Raw genomic sequence first — 20,812 nt, forward strand, 5'->3', positions numbered from 1 at the left:
GGCAAAGGAACATGGACTCAGCGGGGCAAGCCCGCCAGGAACGCATTGGCGAAGATCGTGAGCGGCGCAGCGCTGCGCTCAAGCCGTGCTCGTTGGACAGCTCCCTCCCATCCGATCCAGAAGGCGGTGGCGATCTCGGAGCAGCGCGCATCGGACGAGAGCTCAGCGCGCCCCCGGGCCAGTTCAAGGCACGCGGCCAGCCGGGATTCCCATCCGTTGAACACCTCGATCAATCGGGCACGGTAGGCCTGCGGCAATGTCGAGATCTCCTGGCCAAGGTTGCCGACCAGGCAGCCTCGCCGGAAGTCGAATCGTTCCAGGCCATTGCACGCGTCGGCGACGAATCCCAGGATCCGCTCAAGCGGATCGCGTTCTTCGTCCAGCAGATGCCGGTCGAGCTTGCGGCAGAAATACTCGTCGTAGGCCTCGAGCACAGCCAAGCCGTAGGCCTCTTTGCTGTCGAAGTAGTGGTAGAACGAGCCCTTGGGGACGCCCAGCTGCCTGACGATTGCGTCGATGCCCGTTGCAGAGAAGCTTCGCTCCGTCAACAACGCGATCCCAGTGCGCACCAGCTCGCGCCGGGTGTCATCAAAGCCGCGATCCGCCCTCGGCGGGCGCCCCCGGCGGCGTGTAGTCGTAGTGACAGCAGGAGTCATGCCGCACACTTTAGACCGACCGTCTTCTAAATTCAAACGGGCAGTTCTGAACCCTCCGGAGCTGCCAGGCTTCGCCATTCTCAGAGCTGGAACCAGCACCCTGCCGATCATGATTGGGATCATGCGTTCGGCATGTCGGCCGGAGCGAGCACGAGCAACAGCGCTGATGCGAACAGAAGCGCGCCCATCACCCTGTCAATCCAGTTGCGTGCCGCGGTTGTGTCCAGATGGCGCATCATTGAAACGCCCATCGCGCACCAGAGAGCGAGACAAAGTGCGGAGATCACCGTAAACGCTGCCGCCAGCACAAGGGAGGTCCGCAGGGGCTCGGCGCCATTGCCGACGACGGCAGTCACCGTCAGCACCAGCACCCAGCTTTTTGGATTGACGAACTGAAAGCAGAACAGCGCCACCACGCTGCCTTGGCGGACACTGGTCGGCGTGGGCACGCGCTTCTCAGGTGGCCGGAGTGTTTCCAGGACCAGGCGGGCGCCCATCCAGCACAGGTACGCCCCGCCAGCTAGAGTCATAAGGGCGTACAGGTGCGGCACGGTTTGGAATGCGGTGCTTGCTCCGGCCGCCACCATCGCCCACATGCCCAATCCCCCGGCAACGATGGCGGCGACCGCTGGCAGCGCGCTCACGAATCCGGATCGCGCGGCGATGCGCATGACCAGCAGGTTGTTGGGACCTGGCGTGATGGTGGCAACGGCGATGACACCTGCGCCGATCAGGAGAGCGCTCATCGCACCACCTCTCCGCGCTGAAGCGTCATGGGATCGACCTCAATCGCCTGCCCGGAGGCAAGCGTCACCCGCGCCGGTCCGAAGCGCTCGCGACCGTGCGCAGCCGACCAGTCCGAATCGGGTGCGGCGGCAATGATGCCGAACGGGTTGACGCTTCGATCGTGCCAGTAATACCCGTTGCGGATCACGTCGAGATCGACCGTAGCCGCGACACCGCGCCAGGAGTACAGGTCTCGCGCGTAGGCCCACAAGTGCGGGTAGTCGATCAGTCGCCGACGTGAACATTTGAAGTGGCCGTGATAGACGGCGTCGAACCGGACCAAAGTCGGGAACAGGCGCCAGTCCGTCTCGGTGATGATCAGGCCAAACAGATAGCGTGCATTCGCAAGACGCCGCTCCAACTGATCCAGCATGGCGAACACACTCTCGACAGCTTCTTCGTAGGCGTCCTGCCGTTGCGCGAAACCGGCGCGATAGACGGCATTGAACAGCCCGGCCTGAAGCGCGGCGTTGAGGGCATCGATCCGGCCGCGGAAGGCGGGCGGGACGAGCGTGAACGCCCCCGCGACGTTCGCATCGGCCGCATCGAACGCGCGCATGATGTGCGACGACTCATTGCTGACGATCCTGCAGGCCTGACTGTCCCACAGCACCGGCACTGTTGCCCGGCCGGTGTAACGGGGTGCCGACAGACGGTAAATCTCGTGCAGGTGCCGGACCCGCGAGCCGCATCCCGGGACGACCCAGGAGGCACCGCCGGCCACCGCGTAGCCCTGCATTCGCTCACCACCCGCGATCTGCACCGGCACTGCATGCTCCAGGCGCTTGAGGGCACGCAGCAGCAGGGTGCGATGCGACCACGGACAACTGGACGACGCAATGAGCCAGTAGCGACCCGGTTGTGCACGCAGTCGGCCCGCAATGCCATCCAGACCCTGCCGGAACATGCTTTCCGGTCTCACAAAGCAACCATCGATCATTGTCGAATCGGCATCGACCCAGCGGCCATCGACCAGCATTCCCATGTTCATCCTCTCCGATCTGGACTCGATGCAACATCGTGTGATGGCAAGCTGGTCCAAGGGACGCCGCTTCTGGTCTATTATTGAGTCCACTATGAAGATGCCCCTCAACGGACTTCGGGCGTTCGCCACCGTGTATGCCCACGGCGGGATTCGCTCGGCCGCGCGCGAGCTCGGCATCGTCCACTCGTCGGTGAGCCGCCATCTCGCGGAGCTGGAGCTCTGGCTGGGTGTACGGCTGGTCGGCGACGCTGCAGGCCGGCGAGGAATCACATTTACACCGCAAGGCGAGGCATTGGGCCGAGCCACGCTGTCGAGCTTCCGCGATATCGAGCGCGCAATCACCGCAGTGCAGGAAGCACGCTCCGGGCGATCGGTGACCGTATCGACCACACCTTCATTTGCGGCACGCTGGCTGCTTCCGCGCCTTCCGCGACTCGAGCAGGCGCATCCTCATCTTGAGGTGTCGGTGGTTGTAGACCAGAAGATCGACAACCTGCAGACCGGCGACATCGACCTGGCCATACGCATGGGCCGTGGGCCCTGGCCCGATGCCAGGTGCGAGCCGCTGATGGACGAAGTCCTGTATCCGGTCATGAGCCCGGCGCTGTTCGAAGCTTCCGGCCAACCGGCGCAGCCGGCCGACCTGCTCGGGACGCGGCTGGTGCATGATCGTGATCCACATGCATCGTGGGAGGCATGGCGGCAGCTGTACGGTCCGGCCTCGATGGATGTGACTGCCGGCCCGCGCTTCTCATCGTCAGACCTCGTGCTTCGGGCTGCTGTGCAGGGCCAGGGCGTCGCGCTGGCGCGCCATCGCTTTGCATTCGATGACATCGCCTCGGGCGCGCTGGTAAGGCCATTCAAAGATGCCGCTGTAGCGCTCGGCCCGGCCTACTGGATTGCGCTTCCACTGCACCGCGATGTGCGCAGCGGCGCATCGACGGTGATCGCATGGCTGAAAGAACAGGCGGCGTTTAGCGATACGGTGATCTGAGTGCCCAGCACCTTCAGATCCCTTCTGCCGCGTGTCGTGATTGCCCTGAATTCCAGGCTCCGGGACTCGAGCCATCACCACCACTACAGCCCACGCCTGAAATGAGGCCAAACCCTTGCACGATGGGCGCCTCCCTGCCCCGGCCAGCTATGCAACAATGCCGAAAGCGTCGAGGGCGTTGTCGGCATCAGCCCCAAGCCCTTGGCTTCCCGCATGACCGGGAGTAATTCTTGGCGCGCCACCGAAAACGGGTGGCCGGGCTTCGAAACCCCGGTTCTACGCTGAAGTACACGCTTGCCAGCCGGCATCACCCATCAGGTGGTGCCGGCTGGCAATCCGTCGGCCGGCTATGGCGGGCGGTGCGCGGAGGCCTTGTGCCTGCCGGTTTAGCGTAGACCGGGTTTCGAACCTCGCACCGTCCGCCACCTTCATCGGTGGCGGCTTCCGTTTATCTGTTCGGAGCCCTGCCATGACCAACGCCTACCCCCCTTCTCCGCACCCGATCCGCCTGCATCCCGCCAACGAGCCCACACCGGATCCCAACGCCTTTGCTTCACTGCTGCACAGCATCGGCGCAGGTGCCGCGTCCAACGGCCGGCCCTGGCCGGAAGGCCATCTTCCGCCAGGGCGACGCATGGCACTGTCCGACGCCGACTGTTCTCTCAATGGCCTGCGCGTGGTGATGGAAATTCTGCTTGCCGCAGAGCGCGCCCGCAAGAATGGAGAGCCTGACCAGTACGTCGGCGACCGTGTGCTGGAAGGGCTGGTCATGGCCGGCCTTGGGCTGACCGCACACGCCAGTGAACGCCTGTTGCCGGAAGGCTGATGCCTCGTCCCGCGGGCGCTGGCGCTCGCGGGACACACAGCCACTCCCGTTGACCGCAGCGTCCGTAGATGTGGGCCCGCCCTGACCGGCGGGCGGCACTTACTAACGTGACCCATCACACCCAACCACGCACCGTTAACAGCCGCGCACTATCCTCGAAGCCCCTGAACCTTCACGAGGCGAGTCCATGACCAAGCTCCACACCGTGCTGATTACCGGCTGCCTGCTGGCCCTGAGTCCGCTGGCCTCGGCCGAAACCGTGAACCTGACCAACAGCGCCGAAGGCGCCAACCGCGATGCCGGCATTGCTGCGGTCAAGAAGAAGCTGCAGGACGCCTGCACCGATCGCAAGGGCTCGCCGGATACCGACTCGTTCGAGGTGGTCTTCGAGAAGACCAGCGACAACCCCAACGTGCCCAAGCCGTACTACGTGGACGGAAAGATGAAGTGCGAGCTGCCGGGTTGAACCCGGCGACCGCTATCGACCGGCGTCGTCCCCGGACATGACGCGGTCGATCCAGCCGGCGTAGCGTGAGATGCGCACGTTGAACACCACCTGGCCATAGAAGCCGGCCTCAAGGGCGTGCTCGGGAACGGCGGTGATCCAGGAACCCAGGCCGACCAGCTGCCAGTGGTCCTGCACATTGATGACCAGCGGGCCACCGCTGTCGCCGTTGCCGAGCACGCCTTCAAGCGGCAGGCCACGCGGCGGCGGATCGAAGCGGTACCAGAGATAGCGGTCGTTGCCGCCGGTGATGGCGTTGAACGCACGCCGCAGAGCGGTGCGATGCGACCCTCCGGGGATCAACCCCTCGGCGCCATTCCCGGTGGCGCCCTTCCCTATCAAGGTGGCCACCTGCGCAACCTCGCCCGCGCCCCGATAGAGGGCGACGGGCTCGACATCGGCAACGGGCGTTGCCAGCCGGATCAGCGCGATGTCATCCGATGCCGCCAGGAACGCGTGGATCTTCCCTGCACTGCCTGTTGCCAGGGCCTCTTCGCCCAGCGCGGCCGGCATCGGCCTGAAGCCGGGGTGCAGATACACACGCGCGACGGCGTAGTTGCGCCCACCGACGGTGACTTCGGCACCCATGCCGTCCATCGGTGCCGCGTGCGCGGCGGTGATCACCCAGCGCGGAGCGATCAGTACGCCGTGCCCCTCTCCCGGCAGGTCGGCAAGGGCCGGGAAGGCAGATCCATCGATGCGGTAACGGGCATCGTCCACGTCGTCACGGATGACGATGGCCCCGGCAGCAAACGGGACCGTTACAAGCATCAGGAAGAGCCAACGTTTCATGTATTTCTGCATCCCCGTGTTCAAGTGCCCACGCTAGCCGAAATGCACCTGCCTGGTGAGCGGCATGCGACCAGAGCCCGCGCCGGCCGACGAAGGCCGGCAAAGCGGGCGCGGAATCAGGGCTGCGCTGGCCTGCCAAGGGATTCGATCTGCGCCCCGCCCAGCTCCACCACCCGATCGGCGTCGGTGACGACACTGCGCCGATGGGTGATGGCCAGCACGGTCACCTCGCCGGCCAGCGCCCGAATATGACCCATGATCTCGCGTTCGGTGGCCTCATCCAGGGCCGAGCTTGCTTCGTCCAGCAACAGGATCGCCGGCTCGCCATACAGTGCGCGTGCGATGGCGATGCGCTGCCGCTCACCGCCGGAGAGCTTCAGGCCACGCTCCCCGACCGTGGTCTCGAAGCGCTCGGGCAGTGCCTCGATCAAGGTGAGGATGGCAGCCTTGCGTGCGGCGTGCCGCAGCCGCTCGTCATCGCGCGGGCGCCCCAGCAGGATGTTGTCGGCCAGGCTTTCGTTGAGCAGCATCACGTCCTGCGGCACGACCGCGACGGCCGCGTGCCACGTCGCGCGATCGATCCGTGCCAGGTCGGTACCGTCCACCCGTATCCGGCCGTGCTGGGGCTCGATGGATTTCAGCGCCAGCTTGAACAGTGTCGACTTGCCGGTACCGGTCTCTCCCATCAGGAAGGTGACGCCGCCGCGTCCGGCGTGGAAGGTCGCATCGGCGACGCCGCGACCATTGTCATAGCGATGGCTCACTGCGTCGAACTGGAGCAGGCCGCTGCGGGCGGAGAACTGTTCGGCATGGGCCACCTGCGGTTCCTCGGGCGCGGCCCACAGGGTAGAGAGCGGCGCCAGCATGCTCCACGAGCGCGCGACGTCGTCGATGGAGCGCGCGATCATCTCCAGCGGCAGGTTGAGCTGGAGCAGCAGCAGATTGAACAGGACGATGTCGCCCACGCTCAGCTGCCCGTTCTGGTAGCCCGGCAGCAGCAGGCTGAAGGTGACGATGAACTCGATGGCCAGGCCGATGCCCAGCAGGGCAATGAAGCCTACGCGCTGCAGTACGTAGGCACGCCAGCTGTCGCGCACGCTCTGCGCCTTCTGCTCGAAGCGCCGCACCATCCAGTCGCTGCCGCCGAATTGCCTGAGCGTTTCCATGGCATTCATGGCATTGCCGACGAAGCGGGCGTTCTGCTGGCCGGCCTCGACAGCCGCTTCGCGGTGGATGCGTGCACGTCGGGTAGCGAGGGCAGATAGCGCTACGGCCACCGTGCCGTAGCCCAGCACGATGGCGACGATCTGCATGTTGATCAGCGCGCCCAGGGTGACCAGGGTCAACACGATCTGCAGGGCACTGGGAATGAAGGCCACCAGGCCCAGCTGCACGACGATCTTGAGCGCCCCCCGCCCCTTTTCGCCGGCCACCTGCAGTTCCGCTGCGTTGTATTCCACGAAGAAGCTGCTGGTCTTCTTCAGCAGGCGCGCGAAGTAGCGGGTACTCGTGATGAAGCCCAGATTCTCGCCGCTGAGGAATGACAGGTACTGCACGGTGTTCTGCAGCACGCTGCCCACCCCGAGCAGCACGGCGTAGAGAACGAACCACCCGGCCAGGACGGCTGCGCCCTGCCCGGGGAGGCGGTCGATCAACCGCGAGAACAGATAGGGCGCCGCAACGGTGGCCAGGCCGGAGAGCAGCACGGTGCCGGCGATGAGCACCAGCAGCGTGCGATCGGCTTTCCAGTAGGCCGTCAGTATTTCGCTGACAGGCGCGGGCACAGCGAACGGCTTCATCACTCTCGGTCCCCGGCGTCTCGGCGGTCCACAGGGCAACGCAGTCCCTGTACAGTTGAATGATATGATATAACATCGCTCTCAAATGCACGTGACCGTGTTGCAGGCCGATATCGGATGAGAGTGATGGACCGGGGAATGGAACAGGTATTCATGGGCGGTAGGCGCGCGTTGCTGGCCGCGAGCATCGCTGCCGCGCTGCAGATCGGAGCGCAGGCCCAAGCACAGAACGCGGGCACCGACGACGATGCACCCACGGCCACCCTGGACAAGGTGCTGGTCATTGGCAGCAACATCCGCGATGCCGTCGGCGGTGGTGCGTCGCCGGTCATCGTGATCGACCGGGAGGCCATCGACCGCACTGGCGTGGCCTCCCTGCAGCAGCTGTTCGAGAAGCTGCCGCAGAACTTCGGTGGCGGCGCCAATGGTGCCAATGTGGCCAATCTCGGTGTTGACCGTGATACCGGCAACAACTTCGGCCAGGGCACCGCGATCAACCTGCGTGGCCTGGGTACGGGCACTACGCTGACCCTGGTCAACGGCCATCGCGTGACCTCATCGAACCGCTACCAGTATGTCGATGTATCGCTGATTCCACTCAGTGCGGTCGAACGCGTGGAGATCCTCACCGATGGTGCCTCTGCCATCTACGGCACCGATGCCGTCGGTGGCGTCGTCAACATCATCCTGCGCCAGGACTTCACCGGCTATGAGTCGTCGCTGCGGTACGGCACGGTCACCACCGGCAACATGGACGAGTACCAGGTGTCGCAGTCCGCGGGGTGGGCGTGGGACCGCGGCCGTGTGCTGGCAAGTTACGAGTTCCTGAAGCAGGGCAACCTGCCCGCCACCGACAAGGATTTCTCCCGGAACGTCACGGTCAGGCCCTACGATCTCTATCCCGGATCGAAGCGGCACAGCCTGTATGTCGATGGCGTGCAGGAGCTCAGCGATGTGCTGACGCTGAATCTCACCGGCTCGTTCGCCAAGCGCGAGATGGACACCACCATCTCCGGCACGGCCGACGAAACCCGGTTGTTCCCGCACACGCAGCAGTTCGATGTGTTCGCAGGCCTGACCCTGGAGCTCCCGCGCCAGTGGCAGGCGCGCCTGGACGCTGGATTCGGCAGGAACGAGGTGTCCTACGAGCGCACGACCATTACCGGCAGCACCGTCAGCACGGCGCCACCGACGGATACGAACTCTGAATCGCGCTACCTGGACGTGGTGGCCGACGGCGAGGTGTTCAGCCTGCCCGCCGGCCCGGTACGCGCAGCGGTCGGCGTCGGTTACCGCCGCGATGGCTATGAGCTGCTCGATCACCGTGGGCTGGAAAAGCCGCTCGATCTGCAGCGCACGATCAGGTCCGCCTTTGCCGAGCTCAACATCCCGCTGCTCAAGGAGATGCCCGGCGTTCGCAGCCTGTCGCTGACCGCGGCGGCGCGCTACGACGACTACAGCGACTTCGGCTCCACCTTGAATCCCAAGCTGGGGCTGCTGTGGGAAGCCACCGAGGGACTCTCCTTCCGTACCAGCTACGGCCGCTCCTACCGCGCGCCGGTCTACCAGGACATGCAGCTGAACAACACCGTGGTCGTGGCGAACGTGCCGAACCCGAACGCGGCCAACGGCAGCACCGTCCTGATGATGCTCTCCAACGGCAATCCCGATCTCGGCCCCGAGCGTGCGAAAACCTGGACCGGCGGGTTCTCGTTCGCGCCGCCCTCCGTTCCCGGCCTCACGGTTGATGCCAACTACTATCACATCGACTATGCGGACCGGATCGGCAGCGGCTTCGGCGGCAGCTTCCCGTCCCTGTTCCTGCAATCCACGGCCCCCTACGCGGACATCCTGACCGTCGATCCATCGCAGCAGCAGATCCAGCAGGCGCGCCAACTGGGCGTGTCGGGCCTGGGGCTGTTCGTCTCACGTGTGGGGCCGTATGCACTCCCTGCCGGCCTGGACGAGACCAGCAGCCAGGTGATCCTGGACAACCGCTTCCGCAACAACGCCTTCACCTCGCAGCGCGGCGTCGATCTCAACGCGTCCTATCGCGTCGATGTGGGCCAGACGCGGATCGCGATGAACCTGGCCGGGCAGTACATCCTCGAATCGACGCGGCGCGTGACCAGCACATCGCCCGAGCTGGACGCGGTCAACGCGGTCTACTACCCGGTCGACCTCAAGCTGCGCGGCGGCCTGACCCTGGACCGGGGCCAGGCCGCAGGCGGCGTCTTCGTGAACTACGTGGACAGCTACCGCGATCCGGCCAACATCGCCCACCCACACGTCAGCTCCTGGACGACCGTCGACCTGAACCTCAAGTACCACTTCGGCGCCCCGGCCGGCGACCACGAAGGCACGTCGCTCGCCCTCAACGTGCAGAATCTTCTCGACCGGGATCCGCCCTTCATCATCAACAGCATCAACACCGGCTACGACCCCACCAATGCGACCGCGCTGGGGCGCTTCCTGTCGGTGACCCTCACGCATCGCTGGTAAGCCGGATGAGCCCGCCCTCCCCCGCCCGCTTCCGGCCTGCGTCGACGCTTCGGCAAGCTGCCGGTGTCGCGGCAACCCAGCTGACCTTGATGTGGCGTGAGCGGCGCCTGCCGTGGCTCGCCCTGGTCCTGCTGCTGCTTGCGGGCGCATCCGTTGCCACGGGTGCCGCGCGCCTGTCCCTGCAGGGGCAGGAGCGCCAGGCCGTAGCAGCGGAGGAAGCGCGGCTGTGGGACGGCCAGGGCGTGATCGATCCCCATGCCGCGGCGCATGTGGGACGCGCCATTCCCGCACCGGTGCGACCCCTGGCCGCGCTCGATCCGGGACTGACCGATGTACTGGGCACCTCGGTGTTCATCGAAGGTCACGCACAGAACCCGGCCCGGCATCGCGCGATGGACGCGGGTACCGCCCTCAGCCGGTTCGACGGTTTCTCTGCCGCCTGGGCGCTGCAGGTAGTAGCGCCGCTGCTCATCATCCTTGCCGGCTTCGCCACGCTGTCCGGCGACGTCGCCCGCGAAACCCTTCGCCAGGAACTCGGCACCGGGGCGTCGCCTGCGGTGCTGATCATCGGCCGATTGATTGCTCTGGCAAGTGCTTCCCTGCTGCTGGTGCTTGCCATGCTGGCGGCGACGGTTCCCGCTGTGGCGGGACAGAACGCCGGCTGGATGGACATCGCCGCGCTGCTGGCCATGTGCGCGGCCTACGGACTCTATCTGCTGGTGTTCTGTGCCCTCACGGTCGGTGTCTCGGCGTTGTCCAGCTCGGCGCGGACCTCGCTGGTGGTGCTGCTGGGGTTCTGGGTGGTAGCCACCGTGCTGGTGCCACGAATGGCGCCAGCGGTGGCCGAATCGCTGGATCCCACGCCCAGCGCGCCGGCATTCAGGGCCGCCGTGACGGAAGAGGCGGAGAACGGAGTGGATGGCCATGACCCTGCGGACAAGCGGCTGGACGCCCTGCGACACGCGCTGATGGCGCGCTACCAGGTCGACACGGTGGAAGAGCTTCCCGTCAACTTCCGGGGCGTGGCCCTGGAGTTCGCAGAGAGGAACTCGACGGACACCTACAACCGCCATTTCGAGCGGATCCATGCGACCTATCGGCAGCAGCAAGCAACACAGCGCGCATTCGCCTTCGTTTCTCCGGCCATCGCGCTGCAGTCATGGTCACGCGCATTCGCCCGCACCGATTTCGCGGCGCACCTGGCCTTCCTGCAGAGCGTGGAAGACTACCGCTACCGCCTGATCCAGGCACTCAATGCGGAAGTGAAGCAGCACAAGGCGCCGCAGGGGGAGAAGCATCGTGCCGACATCGCGACCCTCACCCGGTCCGTGGCCTACACGCCGGGGCAACAGTGCCTGGCCGGCATTGCCGCGGCACAGGCGGCGAACCTGGCCATTCTGCTGGGCTGGGTGCTGCTGGCGCTTGGACTGGTGTTCTTCTCGGCCCGGCGCCTGGGGACGACCCCATGAGCAGTCTTTCCGTTGCCGGCCATGAGGTGCGCAGGCTGCTGCGCGATCGGGCGCTGCCCACCCTGCTGACGCTGCTGCTGGCGCTGGCCGCCTACGCCGCGTGGAATGGCAGGGCGTGGGTCGAACAGCGTAACGCCGCCATCGGCGTGATCCAGCTCGAAGAGCAGCACACCCATGACCGCAGCCGGGTGTTCGTCGGCAAGGCGCCCTCGGTGTTGCCGCGCGTCCAACCCGTGCTACCGCCGGCTGCGATGGCGTCGGTGTCGATCGGGCAGGCGGAGGCCTATCCCTATACGGCCGATGTGGTGGCGCTGGGCGACCGCACCCAGCTTTTCAGGAACGTGTGGGCCGACATCGGCAATCCGGCAGCGCGGGCCGCAGGCCGGTTCGATCTGGCGTTCGTCATCGTCTTTCTGTTGCCCTTGGTCATCCTGGCAGCCAGTTATGACCTCTGGTCCCGCGAGCGCGAGCGTGGCATCGCTGCGCTGGTGCTGTCGCAGCCGGTCGCGGTGGGACGGCTGATCGCAGTGAAGACGCTGGCCCGAGGCGGCGTGGTGCTGCTGCCTGCGGGAGTGATCCTGGTCGGCGCGGCGGCGTGGTCCGGTGCGGAGAGCCTTGCCGGCCTCGGCCTGCTCTCGCTGGTCATCCTTGCCTATGGCGGCTTCTGGCTGGCGGTGGCGGTGCTGATCGGCTGTTTCGCCCGGCGCACCACGGAGGCGGCCATTGCGGCCGGCGGAGTGTGGTTGCTGATCGTGGTGATGGCCCCGTCGTTGACCCTCGCCGCAGTGAATCTGGCCGTTCCGCCGCCATCACAGATGCAGCTCGCGACCGACGTGAAGGCGCGGCTGGCCGCAACGGCCAGGCAACAGACACTCCATCGCCGCAGTGCTTCAACGGCTGTACGTTCTTCGACACCGGTGATTCCGGACCACGTGCGCGAGGCCTATGCCGACCTGCTGGCGACCGATCTCGACCTTGCGCCGCTGATCGAATCGCATGAGCGGGCGCAGGATGCACGGCGCCGGGTGCTGGACAACGTGCGGTTGCTGCTGCCCGCGGTCGCAGTACAGGACGCGCTGGACCGCATCGCCGGCTCGGACGCGGATCGCGCGCTCGCCTTCCAGGACCAGGTCCATGCGTTCTGGCAGGCCCGTCGGTTGCTGCACAAGGCGTACCTGGATCGCGACGCGCCGCAGACACTTGCCGAATATGAAGCCCTGCCCCGCTTCCGGTTCGTGGAGCCGGCCGGCGTGGGCCGGCGTGGAGTGCGTGCCGATCTCGCGGCGTTGCTCGCCGCCACCCTGATTCTGCTGATCGCCGCCGGATCGATGCGTCGCCGGTTGGCGGCCCCTTGAGGAGCCCACATGCTTTCTGCAAAGAACCTGGTCAAGGAGCACGGCACCCACCGGGCACTCGACGACGTCAGCTTCGAGGTGGGACCCGGCGAGATCTTCTGCCTGCTCGGAGCCAACGGTGCGGGAAAATCGACCACGATCAAGCTCTTTCTGGGCTTCCTCACCCCTACCTCCGGATCCGCGGAAGTCGATGGACTCAGCGCGCACCGGCACCCGCAGGAGGTGCGACGCAGGCTGCTGTACATCCCCGAGACCGTGGCGCTGTACGACGAGCTGTCCGGTCTTGAGAACCTGGACTACTTCGCGCGCCTGGCCGGCGTGGACGACCGCTCACCCGCCCGGCTGCGGGATGCACTGAGTACAGCGGGCCTGGCGCCGGATGTCTTCGGACGACGCGTGGGCCTCTACTCCAAGGGCATGCGGCAGAAGGTCGGCATTGCCCTGGCCATCGTCAAGGACGCCAAGGCACTGCTGCTTGACGAGCCAACCTCCGGCCTCGACCCCACCGCGTCGGCCGAGTTCCATGACCTGATCGTGCGGCAGCGTGATCGCGGCACCGCCATCCTGATGGCCACGCACGATCTGTTCCGCGCCCGCGAGGTGGCCACCACGATCGGCCTCATGCAGGCCGGGCGGCTGCGCAGGACATTGGATGCCACCACCATCACCGCCAACGATCTTGAGAGCCTGTACCTCGAGGAGATGAGCCGGAGCGCCTAGGCGACTCCGGCTCCCTGCCCTGCGGGCCGCTCTGCCCAGCGCCTGAGCCAGGCTTCGATGTTGACCTGCGGGCCGAAGATGCCGAGCACCTGCGACGAATGATCCGGGCCGACCCGGCGGATGCCAGCGTCGGCCGAGGCGCTGTCGATGTACCCACGCCGGGCCAGCAGCCCATCGACAAGCAGGCTGCGGATGAACGCCTGATGGCCCTGGGTGACCGCGACCGAATGATCGTCGAGGTAGGACTTCACCTTCCGCGACAGTAGAGCGTCCGGCAGCAGCCCCTTCAAGGCACGCCGTGCGATCGTCCGGTCCTCCGCGTCCGCCATGAGCAGACGCAGCGGCATGCGCGCGAACAGTTCGACCAGCGGTTGTGCGCTGATCGGAGAGACACCGTGCCAGCGACCCGCGCCCTCGAACGGATCAAGGACGCTGGTCGGAAACACCATCCGGCTGATGTGCGCAAGCTTGTACGGTGACACCTCATGGCCTTCGTTGCGCGCATGGCGCAGCCAGGCCGGTGGCGTGACGTCCTGCTCGGTCGCGTCGACCTTCACCCATTCGCAGGGGTTGCCCCAGCGACCGTTGATGCTGGCCGGCCGCCTGAGCAGCCCATGGATCACCGCATCCTTGAGGACGCCATAAAGCGAATCGCCCGACTGTGCGGTTTCAAAGGCGACCCGGAAGAAGTGGCGGTCGATGCCGCGCCGCCAGGCATGGTCGATCGCCGCAGCGTTGCCCTTGAAGCGCAGGAAGACCGCGTCGCCGCCGACGCCGGTGAACTGCACGGTATCTGCGTCAAAGGTGACATCACGGCGATGCAGAAGGTAGCCCGAGCAATGTGCCGGCCGCGCCGTCCGCGGGAAGGTCATGATCTCTTCCAGCGCGCAGTGGGGTTGCCGCCGGTACTCGACGAACCCGCAGCGCCGGCCCGACGACTCACTGGCACCGGCCACCGCCATGCGGGCGAACATCCGCTCATCGGCACCGATGCCGTCGTCATAGTGGTGGACACAGTCCACTTCCGGCATGGAAGGTGCGTGCAGCAGGCCGGCGAGGATGATGGAGGAATCCAGCCCACCCGACAGCTGCAGCTGGATACGCCGGTGCCGGCTGGCCAGGGCACCGATGCAGCCCAGCAGCGTGGAGCGCGCGAGCTGCACCGCCTCCTGCAGGTCTTCGATCGGTTCGTCGCGGGCCAGGCGCACGATGTCCCACTGGCACTGCCGGCTGACCGGCTCGCCATCGCGGATCGAAACGGCCTCCCCGGCCTCGATGGCGGTGACCTCCCTGAAGCCGGTCTGCAACCCGTCACGGAACGGAAACAGCAGCGAGTAGGACAGGAAGGGCCAGTCGATGCTGAAATCGCGCAGGCCCAGTGCAAGGCAGTCTTCCATGCTGGAGAAGACCACCGTCAGCTGATCCGCCGTCGTCATGTAACAGGGAATTTCAGCGGTGGGATCACGCAGGACGAACCAGCTCGATGACTGCGGCTGGTAGCCGAACGCTACATAGCGGCCCCAGTAGTGCTGCACGAGGGTTTTTCCCTGCGTGCGGCAGGCCGCATCGGCGGCGGCCGCATCCAGTGGCACGCGCGCGGGCACGGTATCCCGGCCGAAATTCCTGTCGAACAGCGCGCCGAGCACGACCAGCGAGCCGCAGCGGCTGCAGTCCAGGTAGCCCGGGTTGTCACTTTGGACATAAATCGCGGCGCCGTGGTCGTTCATCACGCAGGTGACGCCGGCGTGCATGGCCTCGATGCGCTGCATCGCCTGCTGCGCCCGGGCGGTTGCGGAGTCGCAGGAGGTGTTCCAGAGCACGGCGATGTATCGATACATGCGTGAGGCGCCTCTACAGCACCAGGATGGGAACCATCCGGCGCAGGTTGAAGGGGATATCGGTCAGGACCTGATCGCCGTGCTGCAGCCAGCAGTGCGCCGCGAAGGGCTGGGTCCTGACCGCGAACACCCAGTCCGCGACGATTCCATGCCTGGACAGGAATTCGCGCATCGCCAGGCAGTAGAGAAAGCACTCGTCCGTCTTCCTGAAGGCCAACGGCCGCAGCCAGTCGAACACCCGGACGCGCAGGGCCAGCTCCTGCACGCCTACGTCCGTGCGCTGTGATCCCTGCGCACGCCTGCGCGCCGAGGACACTGTTTGGCTGAAAGGAAGGAACGTCCTGCTGCATCCGGCACGCATGCACGCAGCCATGAATCTGCGGACGTCACGTGCGGTGATGCGCGGACAACCGCGAGGTTCACCGTCGCGTATCCAGTGGCGCGGCAGCGCGATCGAAGCACTGGTCGCGGCTTTGCCTCGCTGCGGATCGTCGGTGATCAGCCCGCGTTGCAGCAGCGACTGCAACAGATCCGGCATCCGCCGGCCGTCTGCCGGCAACGGCCAACCCAGCACCAGCCCGCCCAGGCTGGCAGCACGATGGCGGTCGAGCGACAGGTATTTTCCCGTCGCTTGGTCCAGGATCACCATTGCATCGCCGGTGACACAGACATGGGCCTGCTTCGACAGGAAATAGCGCGCCGCAGGCTGTTCCATTACGTGATCTCTTCAGTCCAGGCGGAGAAGCGGTGCATGCGCAGGGCATGCACCGCAGGTCATGCATGCCGCAGTGGATCAGGGCGAGGTGGTCGGGAACACGCCATCCCACAAGGTGCCGTGGTTGTGTGCCTTGGTTTCCGAAACCACCGAGCCCAGCTCGATCAGATCACCGCCCACACCCTGGCCTTCAGGGTTCTGCTGTCCTGCCACTACACCCAGCTCAATCAGCTCGTTCATGAACATCTCCTCTTGTCAGTGGATGTATCCGGGCGTCGTGCCACGGATACGGAGCAGCCAAGCCACCATCGCTGCGCGTGTTGCTAAGCGATTGCCGTCAAGGCATGCAAATGTTACGATATAACATATTATTTCAGTGTGACGACTGTCGCTGTCCGGCAACGTCGACACGCGTTCTCGAAGGGGAAATGGATGAGCGACCCGATCAGTGACGATGGCCTTGAGCCCACCCTTCTGCTCAAAGGACCGTTCCCGCTGCCGAGGTTCATCCGAGTCATCAGGGAGCGATGCCCGCCCGGATGCTTCGATGAGGCGATGCTGGTGGAGGAATGGAAGAGCGCCCGCGCCGACGCGCTGCGCCAGCTGAAGGAAGAGGCCAACGACGCCGACGCGGTCGAGGTGCATGCACTTCCTGCGGAGATGGCGGCGCTGGCCGACCACGCGCCACGCCAACCGTCGATGCACCGCATGACGAACAACGTGCCGCGCGCATGGCAGATGGTCGAGATCGACCGGCTGGTGGTCTTCCAGGAATGCATCAACCTGCGCCATGTCGGCGAGCTTGCCGCGGCCTTTCCCGCCTCCCCCACGGCACAGGACATCATGGAGCTGGTTGCACGCAACGGGCGGCACGCTCACCCGCCGGTCCGCGCGTCCCGGTCCGAAGGCAGCTACACCTTTGCGTCCAGCTCCAACGACCTGCGCTTTCTGGACGTGGCGACGATCGACCCGTCCGCCATCGCCGGCTACGAACCCTTCGGTGCAGCCAGCCACGCGCTGGTCATCTATCTGGGCTTCAGCGACAACCTCGTCAGTGCCACCCGGATCGGCAACCGCCTGATCCTGACCAATGGCTCCCATCGCCTGTACCTGCTGCGCCAGCTTGGGCTCCGCCATGTACCGTGCCTGGTGACTGACGCCTCCGACAGCGACTTCAGTGACGTGCTGTTGCCGGCAGCAGTCAAGCAGGACCGTGCGTTCTATCTGGGCTCGGCACGGCCGCCGTTGTTCAGGGACTACTTCGATCCACGCCTGACCCGCATCGTGCCGGTGATCCGCAAGAACTATGCGCTGCGGGCCACGCTGGACCTGCAGAGGATCACGGTGCCGGCGGTGTAGCGCAAAGCATCGGAACAATCCGGCACCTCACACCTCCAGCCCTGCGGCGGCGTTTCATCACAGCCGCGCGGCCGCCCTGGCGCCCGACAAGGCTGCTGGAGAAGCGTGAGAGCATTCGACCGCCGACGCAATCACTTCACCCCGACTCCGCGCCCGTACGGCGCACCCAGCAGCGGCATGCCGTCCTGGCTCCAATGCACCGGCTGGATGCGCGGCGAGCGCCTGGCGGTGCAGCCCATGTCCGGCCCCGGGTTGGCGTGGTAGATGATCCACGGCGCGCCGTCGGCCATCTGGAAGAAACCGTTGTGCCCCGGTGCGTACACGTTGCCAGCAGGATGCTTGGCAAGGATCGGCTGCTTCGCCTTGTGCCACGCGCTCGCATCCAGCGGATCGGCGCCCGCCTTGGCGTGCAGCAGTCCAATCGCGTAGTCATCCGACCAGCACGCACTGCCCGAATAGGTCAGGAACAGATCGCCGCGTGCGCCCTGCAGGAACTCCGGCCCCTCCAGGATCTGCCGCCCGCCCTGTCGCTCCCACGCCTGGTCGGGCCGCGCAATGATGGTTTCGCTGCCCCGCAGGGTCCAGGGGTTGGCCATGTCCACGATGGCCAGCACGCTGTCCGGTCCCACGTAGGGTGAATACACGAAGTAGCGCTTGCCGCCGGTTACGAAAGTGGTGCCGTCGATGCCGGGGTGTGCCGTGGCCAGCCGTCCGCGATCGGTCCATGTGCCCCGGGTCGGATCGGCATTGCCGTTCTCCAGCACGAACACCCCCCGATGGGCGTCTTCCTGACCTTCGGGTGCATCACCCGCTGCCGCCGTGTAGTAGATGTACCAGTGCCCATCAATGCGATGCAGTTCCGGCGCCCAGATCGACTTCGCATTCGCCCCCGTTGCCGGCGGACGCCACACCGTGACTTCGCGTGCGTCAGCCAGGTGCGCAAGGTCGCGGGTGGCGCGGATGGCCAGGCGATCACCGTGCGTGCCCATGTAATAGAACACGTCCCCATCGCGGGTGATCCAGGGGTCCGGCCCGGAGTCCAGCAGCGGATTGTCCACCGCCGGTGTTGCGGCGGACGCGTTCGTCGATACCTGAAGCAGCGCTGCAAGCGCCATGGAAAGCGTGCCGTTCATTGCGTTCCCCTCCCGACTGGAACTGCGCCGGCAGGCTTGCCAGCGAGCGGCAACCAAACCATATAATCAGACAATAGGCAATACCATCGCCGCCAAGGAACCGCCATGCAGCAGGACCACCCCGACAGCATCATCGGCATCAACTGGGGCAGCAGCAATCTGCGCGCCTATCTGATCAGCCCCAACGGTGAGCGGCTTGATGCCCATGAAATGCCCGCGGGCGTGGCCACGCTGGACCGTGACGACATGGTGGTGGCCGCCAACACGATCCGTGCACGCTGGCCGGCTGCGCGGCACGCCTATGCGGCCGGCATGATCGGGTCGAATGTCGGTTGGATCGATGCCGGCTACGTGGAGTGCCCTGCAGGCGTTGCCTCGATCGCGCAGCAGCTGGTGCCGGCCCGGATCGGCGAGTTGTCCGTGAGCATCGTGCCCGGCATGGCCTGCGTGCGCCCCGTGGATGGCATGCCGGACGTGCTCCGCGGCGAGGAGACCGAGCTGCTGGGGCTGCTGCGCGGCGGCGATGTCGGCCCCGATGCCATCGTGGCGCTGCCGGGCACGCATACCAAGTGGATCCAGCTGATCGACGGCCAGGTGCACAGCTTCATGACCTCGATGTCCGGCGAACTGTTCGATCGACTGGCCAGTGGCGGCCTGCTTGCCTCGGTGCTGGAAGGACCGGGTGAGCCAGGACCGGCCTTCGTCGAGGGTGTGCATGCAGGCGCCGACCGCCGACTGGGCCTGGGTGCGCTGCTCTTCGGTGTACGGGCACGGATGATCCGCGGCACCCTGCCGCGCACGGCGACCAGCGCTTACCTGCGCGGACTGCTGGCCGGTGCGGAGATTGCAGACGCATTGGCGCTGTTCCCCGGGCTGAGGTCCGCGTCGGTGCCACTGGTGGGCTCCGGACCGGTCACCCGGCTGTACCAGGCGGCGCTGTCGGAAATCGGCATCGCCACGCACGCGGTGGCGTCCGCCGACGCCGTGGTGCGCGGCTTCTCCGCACTGCACGCGATGACCGCGACTGCGCGTTGACCACGGGTGGGCACGGCGGTCTGATCACGTGTTGCGTCGCAACGTGCGTATTGTCTGATTATATGTTTTTGTACGCATCACGACATCGAGAGGGGTCTTGAGCAATGCGTGCTGGCAAGGGGAAGACGGCAGGGCTGATCGGCGTACTGGCACTGTCTGCAGTGGGCGCAGGTCAGGCACAGGAACGCGCTGTGGTAGGCCGGACGGCCGATGGCACCGTGGTGGAGTCGATCCTGCTGCGTGACGGCACCGGCATGCAGGCCACGGTACTGACGCTGGGCGCTGCACTGCATTCACTGGAAGTGCCGGACCGTGATGGCGCATACGCCGATGTACTGCTTGGCGACGCGACGCTCAAGGCGACGCTCGACAATCCGCAGTACTTCGGCACGATCGTCGGCCGCTTCGCCAACCGCATCGCCAAGGGTCGCTTCACCCTCGATGGCAGGACCTATCAGGTACCGGTCAACAATGGGCCGAACAGCCTGCACGGCGGCACCCGCGGCTTCGACAAGGTGGTGTGGAAGATCGTCGACGCCGCCGCCGATCACGCCACCCTGCAGCATGTCAGCCCTGACGGCGACCAGGGCTATCCGGGCACGCTCACGGTCACGGCAACCTACGCATTGAAGGGCAATGGCCGGCTGGAGGTGGAGTACCGCGCCACGACCGATGCACCGACCATCGTCAACCTCAGCAACCACGCATACTGGAATCTGTCCGGCGAGGGTTCCGGCTCGGCGATGGATCACGAATTGACCATTCCGGCCAGCGCCTATACGCCGGTGGATGCGAGCCTGATTCCCACGGGCGTGCTACAGCCGGTGCAAGGCACCGCCTTCGACTTCCGCACGGCCAAGCCGATCGGGCGCGACCTGCGCCAGGGCAATGAGCCACAGCTGCTGCACGGCCGCGGCTACGACCACAACTGGGTCATCAGCAGATCTCCCACGCGCGAGCCGCGCGAAGTCGCCCGCGTGCACGACCCGCGCTCGGGCCGGGTCATGACCGTGCTGTCCACGCAGCCTGGCCTGCAGTTCTATTCGGGCAACTTCCTCGACGGCAGCACCGTGGGCAAGAGTGGCCGGGTCTATCGCCAGGGCGACGCCATCGCGCTGGAACCGCAGCTGTTCCCGGACACACCGAACCAGCCGTCGTTCGGCTCGGCGCGGCTGGCCCCGGGCGAGACCTATGTGAACCGCATCGTCTACGACTTCTCGACCGACCGCACACCGCCCGCCCGCTGATCCCGCGCAGCTGGCACGCCGGTCGCCCACGGCACCGGCAATCCGACGCAGTACGCACCGCCCGCCTCCTGGCTCACGCCAGGACGGGCAGCTCAT

General features: G+C 66.0%; 19 protein-coding genes. 10 read left to right on the forward strand and 9 right to left on the reverse strand.

Annotated features, from left to right (window positions below):
- Positions 1-17: 17 nt before the first annotated feature.
- From acuR to AC5P5M_RS11415, 3 genes are all read right to left on the reverse strand, one after another.
- Complete coding sequence (gene acuR, locus AC5P5M_RS11405; protein WP_065182260.1) at positions 18-656, reverse strand: acrylate utilization transcriptional regulator AcuR; 639 nt, start codon at positions 654-656, stop codon at positions 18-20.
- Between the two features lie 119 nt (positions 657-775).
- Positions 776-1,402 carry a LysE family translocator gene (locus AC5P5M_RS11410; RefSeq protein WP_495205891.1) on the reverse strand — a complete coding sequence of 209 codons (627 nt, stop codon included), beginning with the start codon at positions 1,400-1,402 and terminating at the stop codon, positions 776-778.
- Entirely contained in the window at positions 1,399-2,427 is a 1,029-nt protein-coding gene (locus tag AC5P5M_RS11415) for a glutathione S-transferase family protein (RefSeq protein ID WP_495205892.1), read from the reverse strand. The genes AC5P5M_RS11410 and AC5P5M_RS11415 overlap by 4 nt, the downstream gene beginning before the upstream one ends.
- Between AC5P5M_RS11415 and AC5P5M_RS11420 the strand changes: the two genes are divergently transcribed.
- The 3 genes from AC5P5M_RS11420 to AC5P5M_RS11430 all read left to right on the forward strand — a co-directional run bounded on the left by AC5P5M_RS11420 (position 2,426) and on the right by AC5P5M_RS11430 (position 4,713).
- Positions 2,426-3,421, forward strand: a complete 996-nt coding sequence (locus AC5P5M_RS11420; RefSeq protein WP_495205893.1) for a LysR substrate-binding domain-containing protein — start codon at positions 2,426-2,428, stop codon at positions 3,419-3,421. The two genes, AC5P5M_RS11415 and AC5P5M_RS11420, sit on opposite strands and share 2 nt — an antisense overlap.
- Before the next feature lie 469 nt (positions 3,422-3,890).
- Positions 3,891-4,247: a hypothetical protein gene (locus tag AC5P5M_RS11425; protein WP_262100631.1), complete on the forward strand. Its 357-nt coding sequence runs from the start codon at positions 3,891-3,893 to the stop codon at positions 4,245-4,247.
- A gap of 187 nt (positions 4,248-4,434) precedes the next feature.
- Positions 4,435-4,713, forward strand: coding sequence for a hypothetical protein (locus AC5P5M_RS11430; protein WP_053515798.1), 279 nt, complete (start codon positions 4,435-4,437; stop codon positions 4,711-4,713).
- Positions 4,714-4,725: 12 nt separating this feature from the next.
- On the opposite strand, the gene AC5P5M_RS11435 is transcribed toward AC5P5M_RS11430, so the two are convergent.
- Both AC5P5M_RS11435 and AC5P5M_RS11440 read right to left on the reverse strand, forming a co-directional pair.
- On the reverse strand, positions 4,726-5,544 hold the full coding sequence (locus AC5P5M_RS11435; protein WP_263174261.1) for a S1 family peptidase: 819 nt from the start codon (positions 5,542-5,544) through the stop codon (positions 4,726-4,728).
- 116 nt (positions 5,545-5,660) lie between these two features.
- Positions 5,661-7,343 (reverse strand): ABC transporter ATP-binding protein, encoded by a 1,683-nt coding sequence (locus AC5P5M_RS11440; RefSeq protein ID WP_495205894.1) that lies wholly within the window; start codon positions 7,341-7,343, stop codon positions 5,661-5,663.
- Positions 7,344-7,481: 138 nt separating this feature from the next.
- Between AC5P5M_RS11440 and AC5P5M_RS11445 the strand changes: the two genes are divergently transcribed.
- Genes AC5P5M_RS11445 through AC5P5M_RS11460 form a run of 4 tightly spaced genes read left to right on the forward strand, consistent with a single transcriptional unit; the run spans position 7,482 to position 13,389 of the window.
- On the forward strand, positions 7,482-9,845 hold the full coding sequence (locus tag AC5P5M_RS11445; RefSeq protein ID WP_495205895.1) for a TonB-dependent receptor plug domain-containing protein: 2,364 nt from the start codon (positions 7,482-7,484) through the stop codon (positions 9,843-9,845).
- 5 nt (positions 9,846-9,850) lie between these two features.
- Positions 9,851-11,314, forward strand: coding sequence for a DUF3526 domain-containing protein (locus AC5P5M_RS11450; RefSeq protein WP_495205896.1), 1,464 nt, complete (start codon positions 9,851-9,853; stop codon positions 11,312-11,314).
- Positions 11,311-12,669, forward strand: a complete 1,359-nt coding sequence (locus tag AC5P5M_RS11455; protein WP_495205897.1) for an ABC transporter permease subunit — start codon at positions 11,311-11,313, stop codon at positions 12,667-12,669. Before AC5P5M_RS11450 ends, AC5P5M_RS11455 begins: the two co-directional genes overlap by 4 nt.
- Positions 12,670-12,678: 9 nt before the next feature.
- On the forward strand, positions 12,679-13,389 hold the full coding sequence (locus AC5P5M_RS11460; protein WP_053515807.1) for an ABC transporter ATP-binding protein: 711 nt from the start codon (positions 12,679-12,681) through the stop codon (positions 13,387-13,389).
- On the opposite strand, the gene AC5P5M_RS11465 is transcribed toward AC5P5M_RS11460, so the two are convergent.
- The 3 genes from AC5P5M_RS11465 to AC5P5M_RS11475 form a co-directional block, all read right to left on the reverse strand.
- Positions 13,386-15,227 (reverse strand): asparagine synthase-related protein, encoded by a 1,842-nt coding sequence (locus AC5P5M_RS11465; protein WP_495205898.1) that lies wholly within the window; start codon positions 15,225-15,227, stop codon positions 13,386-13,388. The two genes, AC5P5M_RS11460 and AC5P5M_RS11465, sit on opposite strands and share 4 nt — an antisense overlap.
- 13 nt (positions 15,228-15,240) lie before the next feature.
- Positions 15,241-15,942: a lasso peptide biosynthesis B2 protein gene (locus AC5P5M_RS11470; RefSeq protein WP_277380691.1), complete on the reverse strand. Its 702-nt coding sequence runs from the start codon at positions 15,940-15,942 to the stop codon at positions 15,241-15,243.
- A gap of 78 nt (positions 15,943-16,020) precedes the next feature.
- Entirely contained in the window at positions 16,021-16,182 is a 162-nt protein-coding gene (locus AC5P5M_RS11475) for a hypothetical protein (RefSeq protein WP_195840294.1), read from the reverse strand.
- A 192-nt stretch (positions 16,183-16,374) separates the two neighbouring features.
- On the opposite strand from AC5P5M_RS11475, the gene AC5P5M_RS11480 reads away from it, so the two are divergent.
- On the forward strand, positions 16,375-17,301 hold the full coding sequence (locus tag AC5P5M_RS11480; protein WP_495205899.1) for a ParB N-terminal domain-containing protein: 927 nt from the start codon (positions 16,375-16,377) through the stop codon (positions 17,299-17,301).
- A 131-nt stretch (positions 17,302-17,432) separates the two neighbouring features.
- Here AC5P5M_RS11480 and AC5P5M_RS11485 read toward each other — a convergent pair whose 3' ends face one another.
- Positions 17,433-18,434 carry a glycoside hydrolase family 43 protein gene (locus AC5P5M_RS11485; RefSeq protein WP_495205900.1) on the reverse strand — a complete coding sequence of 334 codons (1,002 nt, stop codon included), beginning with the start codon at positions 18,432-18,434 and terminating at the stop codon, positions 17,433-17,435.
- A gap of 105 nt (positions 18,435-18,539) precedes the next feature.
- Between AC5P5M_RS11485 and AC5P5M_RS11490 the strand changes: the two genes are divergently transcribed.
- The gene (locus tag AC5P5M_RS11490; RefSeq protein WP_495205901.1) at positions 18,540-19,469 is read left to right on the forward strand and encodes a 2-dehydro-3-deoxygalactonokinase; all 930 of its coding nucleotides are present in this window, start codon (positions 18,540-18,542) and stop codon (positions 19,467-19,469) included.
- A 104-nt stretch (positions 19,470-19,573) separates the two neighbouring features.
- Positions 19,574-20,716, forward strand: a complete 1,143-nt coding sequence (locus AC5P5M_RS11495) for an aldose epimerase family protein (RefSeq protein ID WP_065182275.1) — start codon at positions 19,574-19,576, stop codon at positions 20,714-20,716.
- Positions 20,717-20,812 lie beyond the last annotated feature (96 nt).

The organism is Stenotrophomonas sp. YJH_SMC_106-19, assembly GCF_059368375.1.

Coding starts and splice junctions, on each gene's coding strand:
- acuR (WP_065182260.1), bottom strand. CDS start 656: ATGACTCCTGCTGTCACTACGACTACACGCCGCCGGGGGCGCCCGCCG.
- AC5P5M_RS11410 (WP_495205891.1), bottom strand. CDS start 1,402: ATGAGCGCTCTCCTGATCGGCGCAGGTGTCATCGCCGTTGCCACCATC.
- AC5P5M_RS11420 (WP_495205893.1), top strand. CDS start 2,426: ATGTTCATCCTCTCCGATCTGGACTCGATGCAACATCGTGTGATGGCA.
- AC5P5M_RS11415 (WP_495205892.1), bottom strand. CDS start 2,427: ATGGGAATGCTGGTCGATGGCCGCTGGGTCGATGCCGATTCGACAATG.
- AC5P5M_RS11425 (WP_262100631.1), top strand. CDS start 3,891: ATGACCAACGCCTACCCCCCTTCTCCGCACCCGATCCGCCTGCATCCC.
- AC5P5M_RS11430 (WP_053515798.1), top strand. CDS start 4,435: ATGACCAAGCTCCACACCGTGCTGATTACCGGCTGCCTGCTGGCCCTG.
- AC5P5M_RS11435 (WP_263174261.1), bottom strand. CDS start 5,544: ATGAAACGTTGGCTCTTCCTGATGCTTGTAACGGTCCCGTTTGCTGCC.
- AC5P5M_RS11440 (WP_495205894.1), bottom strand. CDS start 7,343: ATGAAGCCGTTCGCTGTGCCCGCGCCTGTCAGCGAAATACTGACGGCC.
- AC5P5M_RS11445 (WP_495205895.1), top strand. CDS start 7,482: ATGGAACAGGTATTCATGGGCGGTAGGCGCGCGTTGCTGGCCGCGAGC.
- AC5P5M_RS11450 (WP_495205896.1), top strand. CDS start 9,851: ATGAGCCCGCCCTCCCCCGCCCGCTTCCGGCCTGCGTCGACGCTTCGG.
- AC5P5M_RS11455 (WP_495205897.1), top strand. CDS start 11,311: ATGAGCAGTCTTTCCGTTGCCGGCCATGAGGTGCGCAGGCTGCTGCGC.
- AC5P5M_RS11460 (WP_053515807.1), top strand. CDS start 12,679: ATGCTTTCTGCAAAGAACCTGGTCAAGGAGCACGGCACCCACCGGGCA.
- AC5P5M_RS11465 (WP_495205898.1), bottom strand. CDS start 15,227: ATGTATCGATACATCGCCGTGCTCTGGAACACCTCCTGCGACTCCGCA.
- AC5P5M_RS11470 (WP_277380691.1), bottom strand. CDS start 15,942: ATGGAACAGCCTGCGGCGCGCTATTTCCTGTCGAAGCAGGCCCATGTC.
- AC5P5M_RS11475 (WP_195840294.1), bottom strand. CDS start 16,182: ATGAACGAGCTGATTGAGCTGGGTGTAGTGGCAGGACAGCAGAACCCT.
- AC5P5M_RS11480 (WP_495205899.1), top strand. CDS start 16,375: ATGAGCGACCCGATCAGTGACGATGGCCTTGAGCCCACCCTTCTGCTC.
- AC5P5M_RS11485 (WP_495205900.1), bottom strand. CDS start 18,434: ATGAACGGCACGCTTTCCATGGCGCTTGCAGCGCTGCTTCAGGTATCG.
- AC5P5M_RS11490 (WP_495205901.1), top strand. CDS start 18,540: ATGCAGCAGGACCACCCCGACAGCATCATCGGCATCAACTGGGGCAGC.
- AC5P5M_RS11495 (WP_065182275.1), top strand. CDS start 19,574: ATGCGTGCTGGCAAGGGGAAGACGGCAGGGCTGATCGGCGTACTGGCA.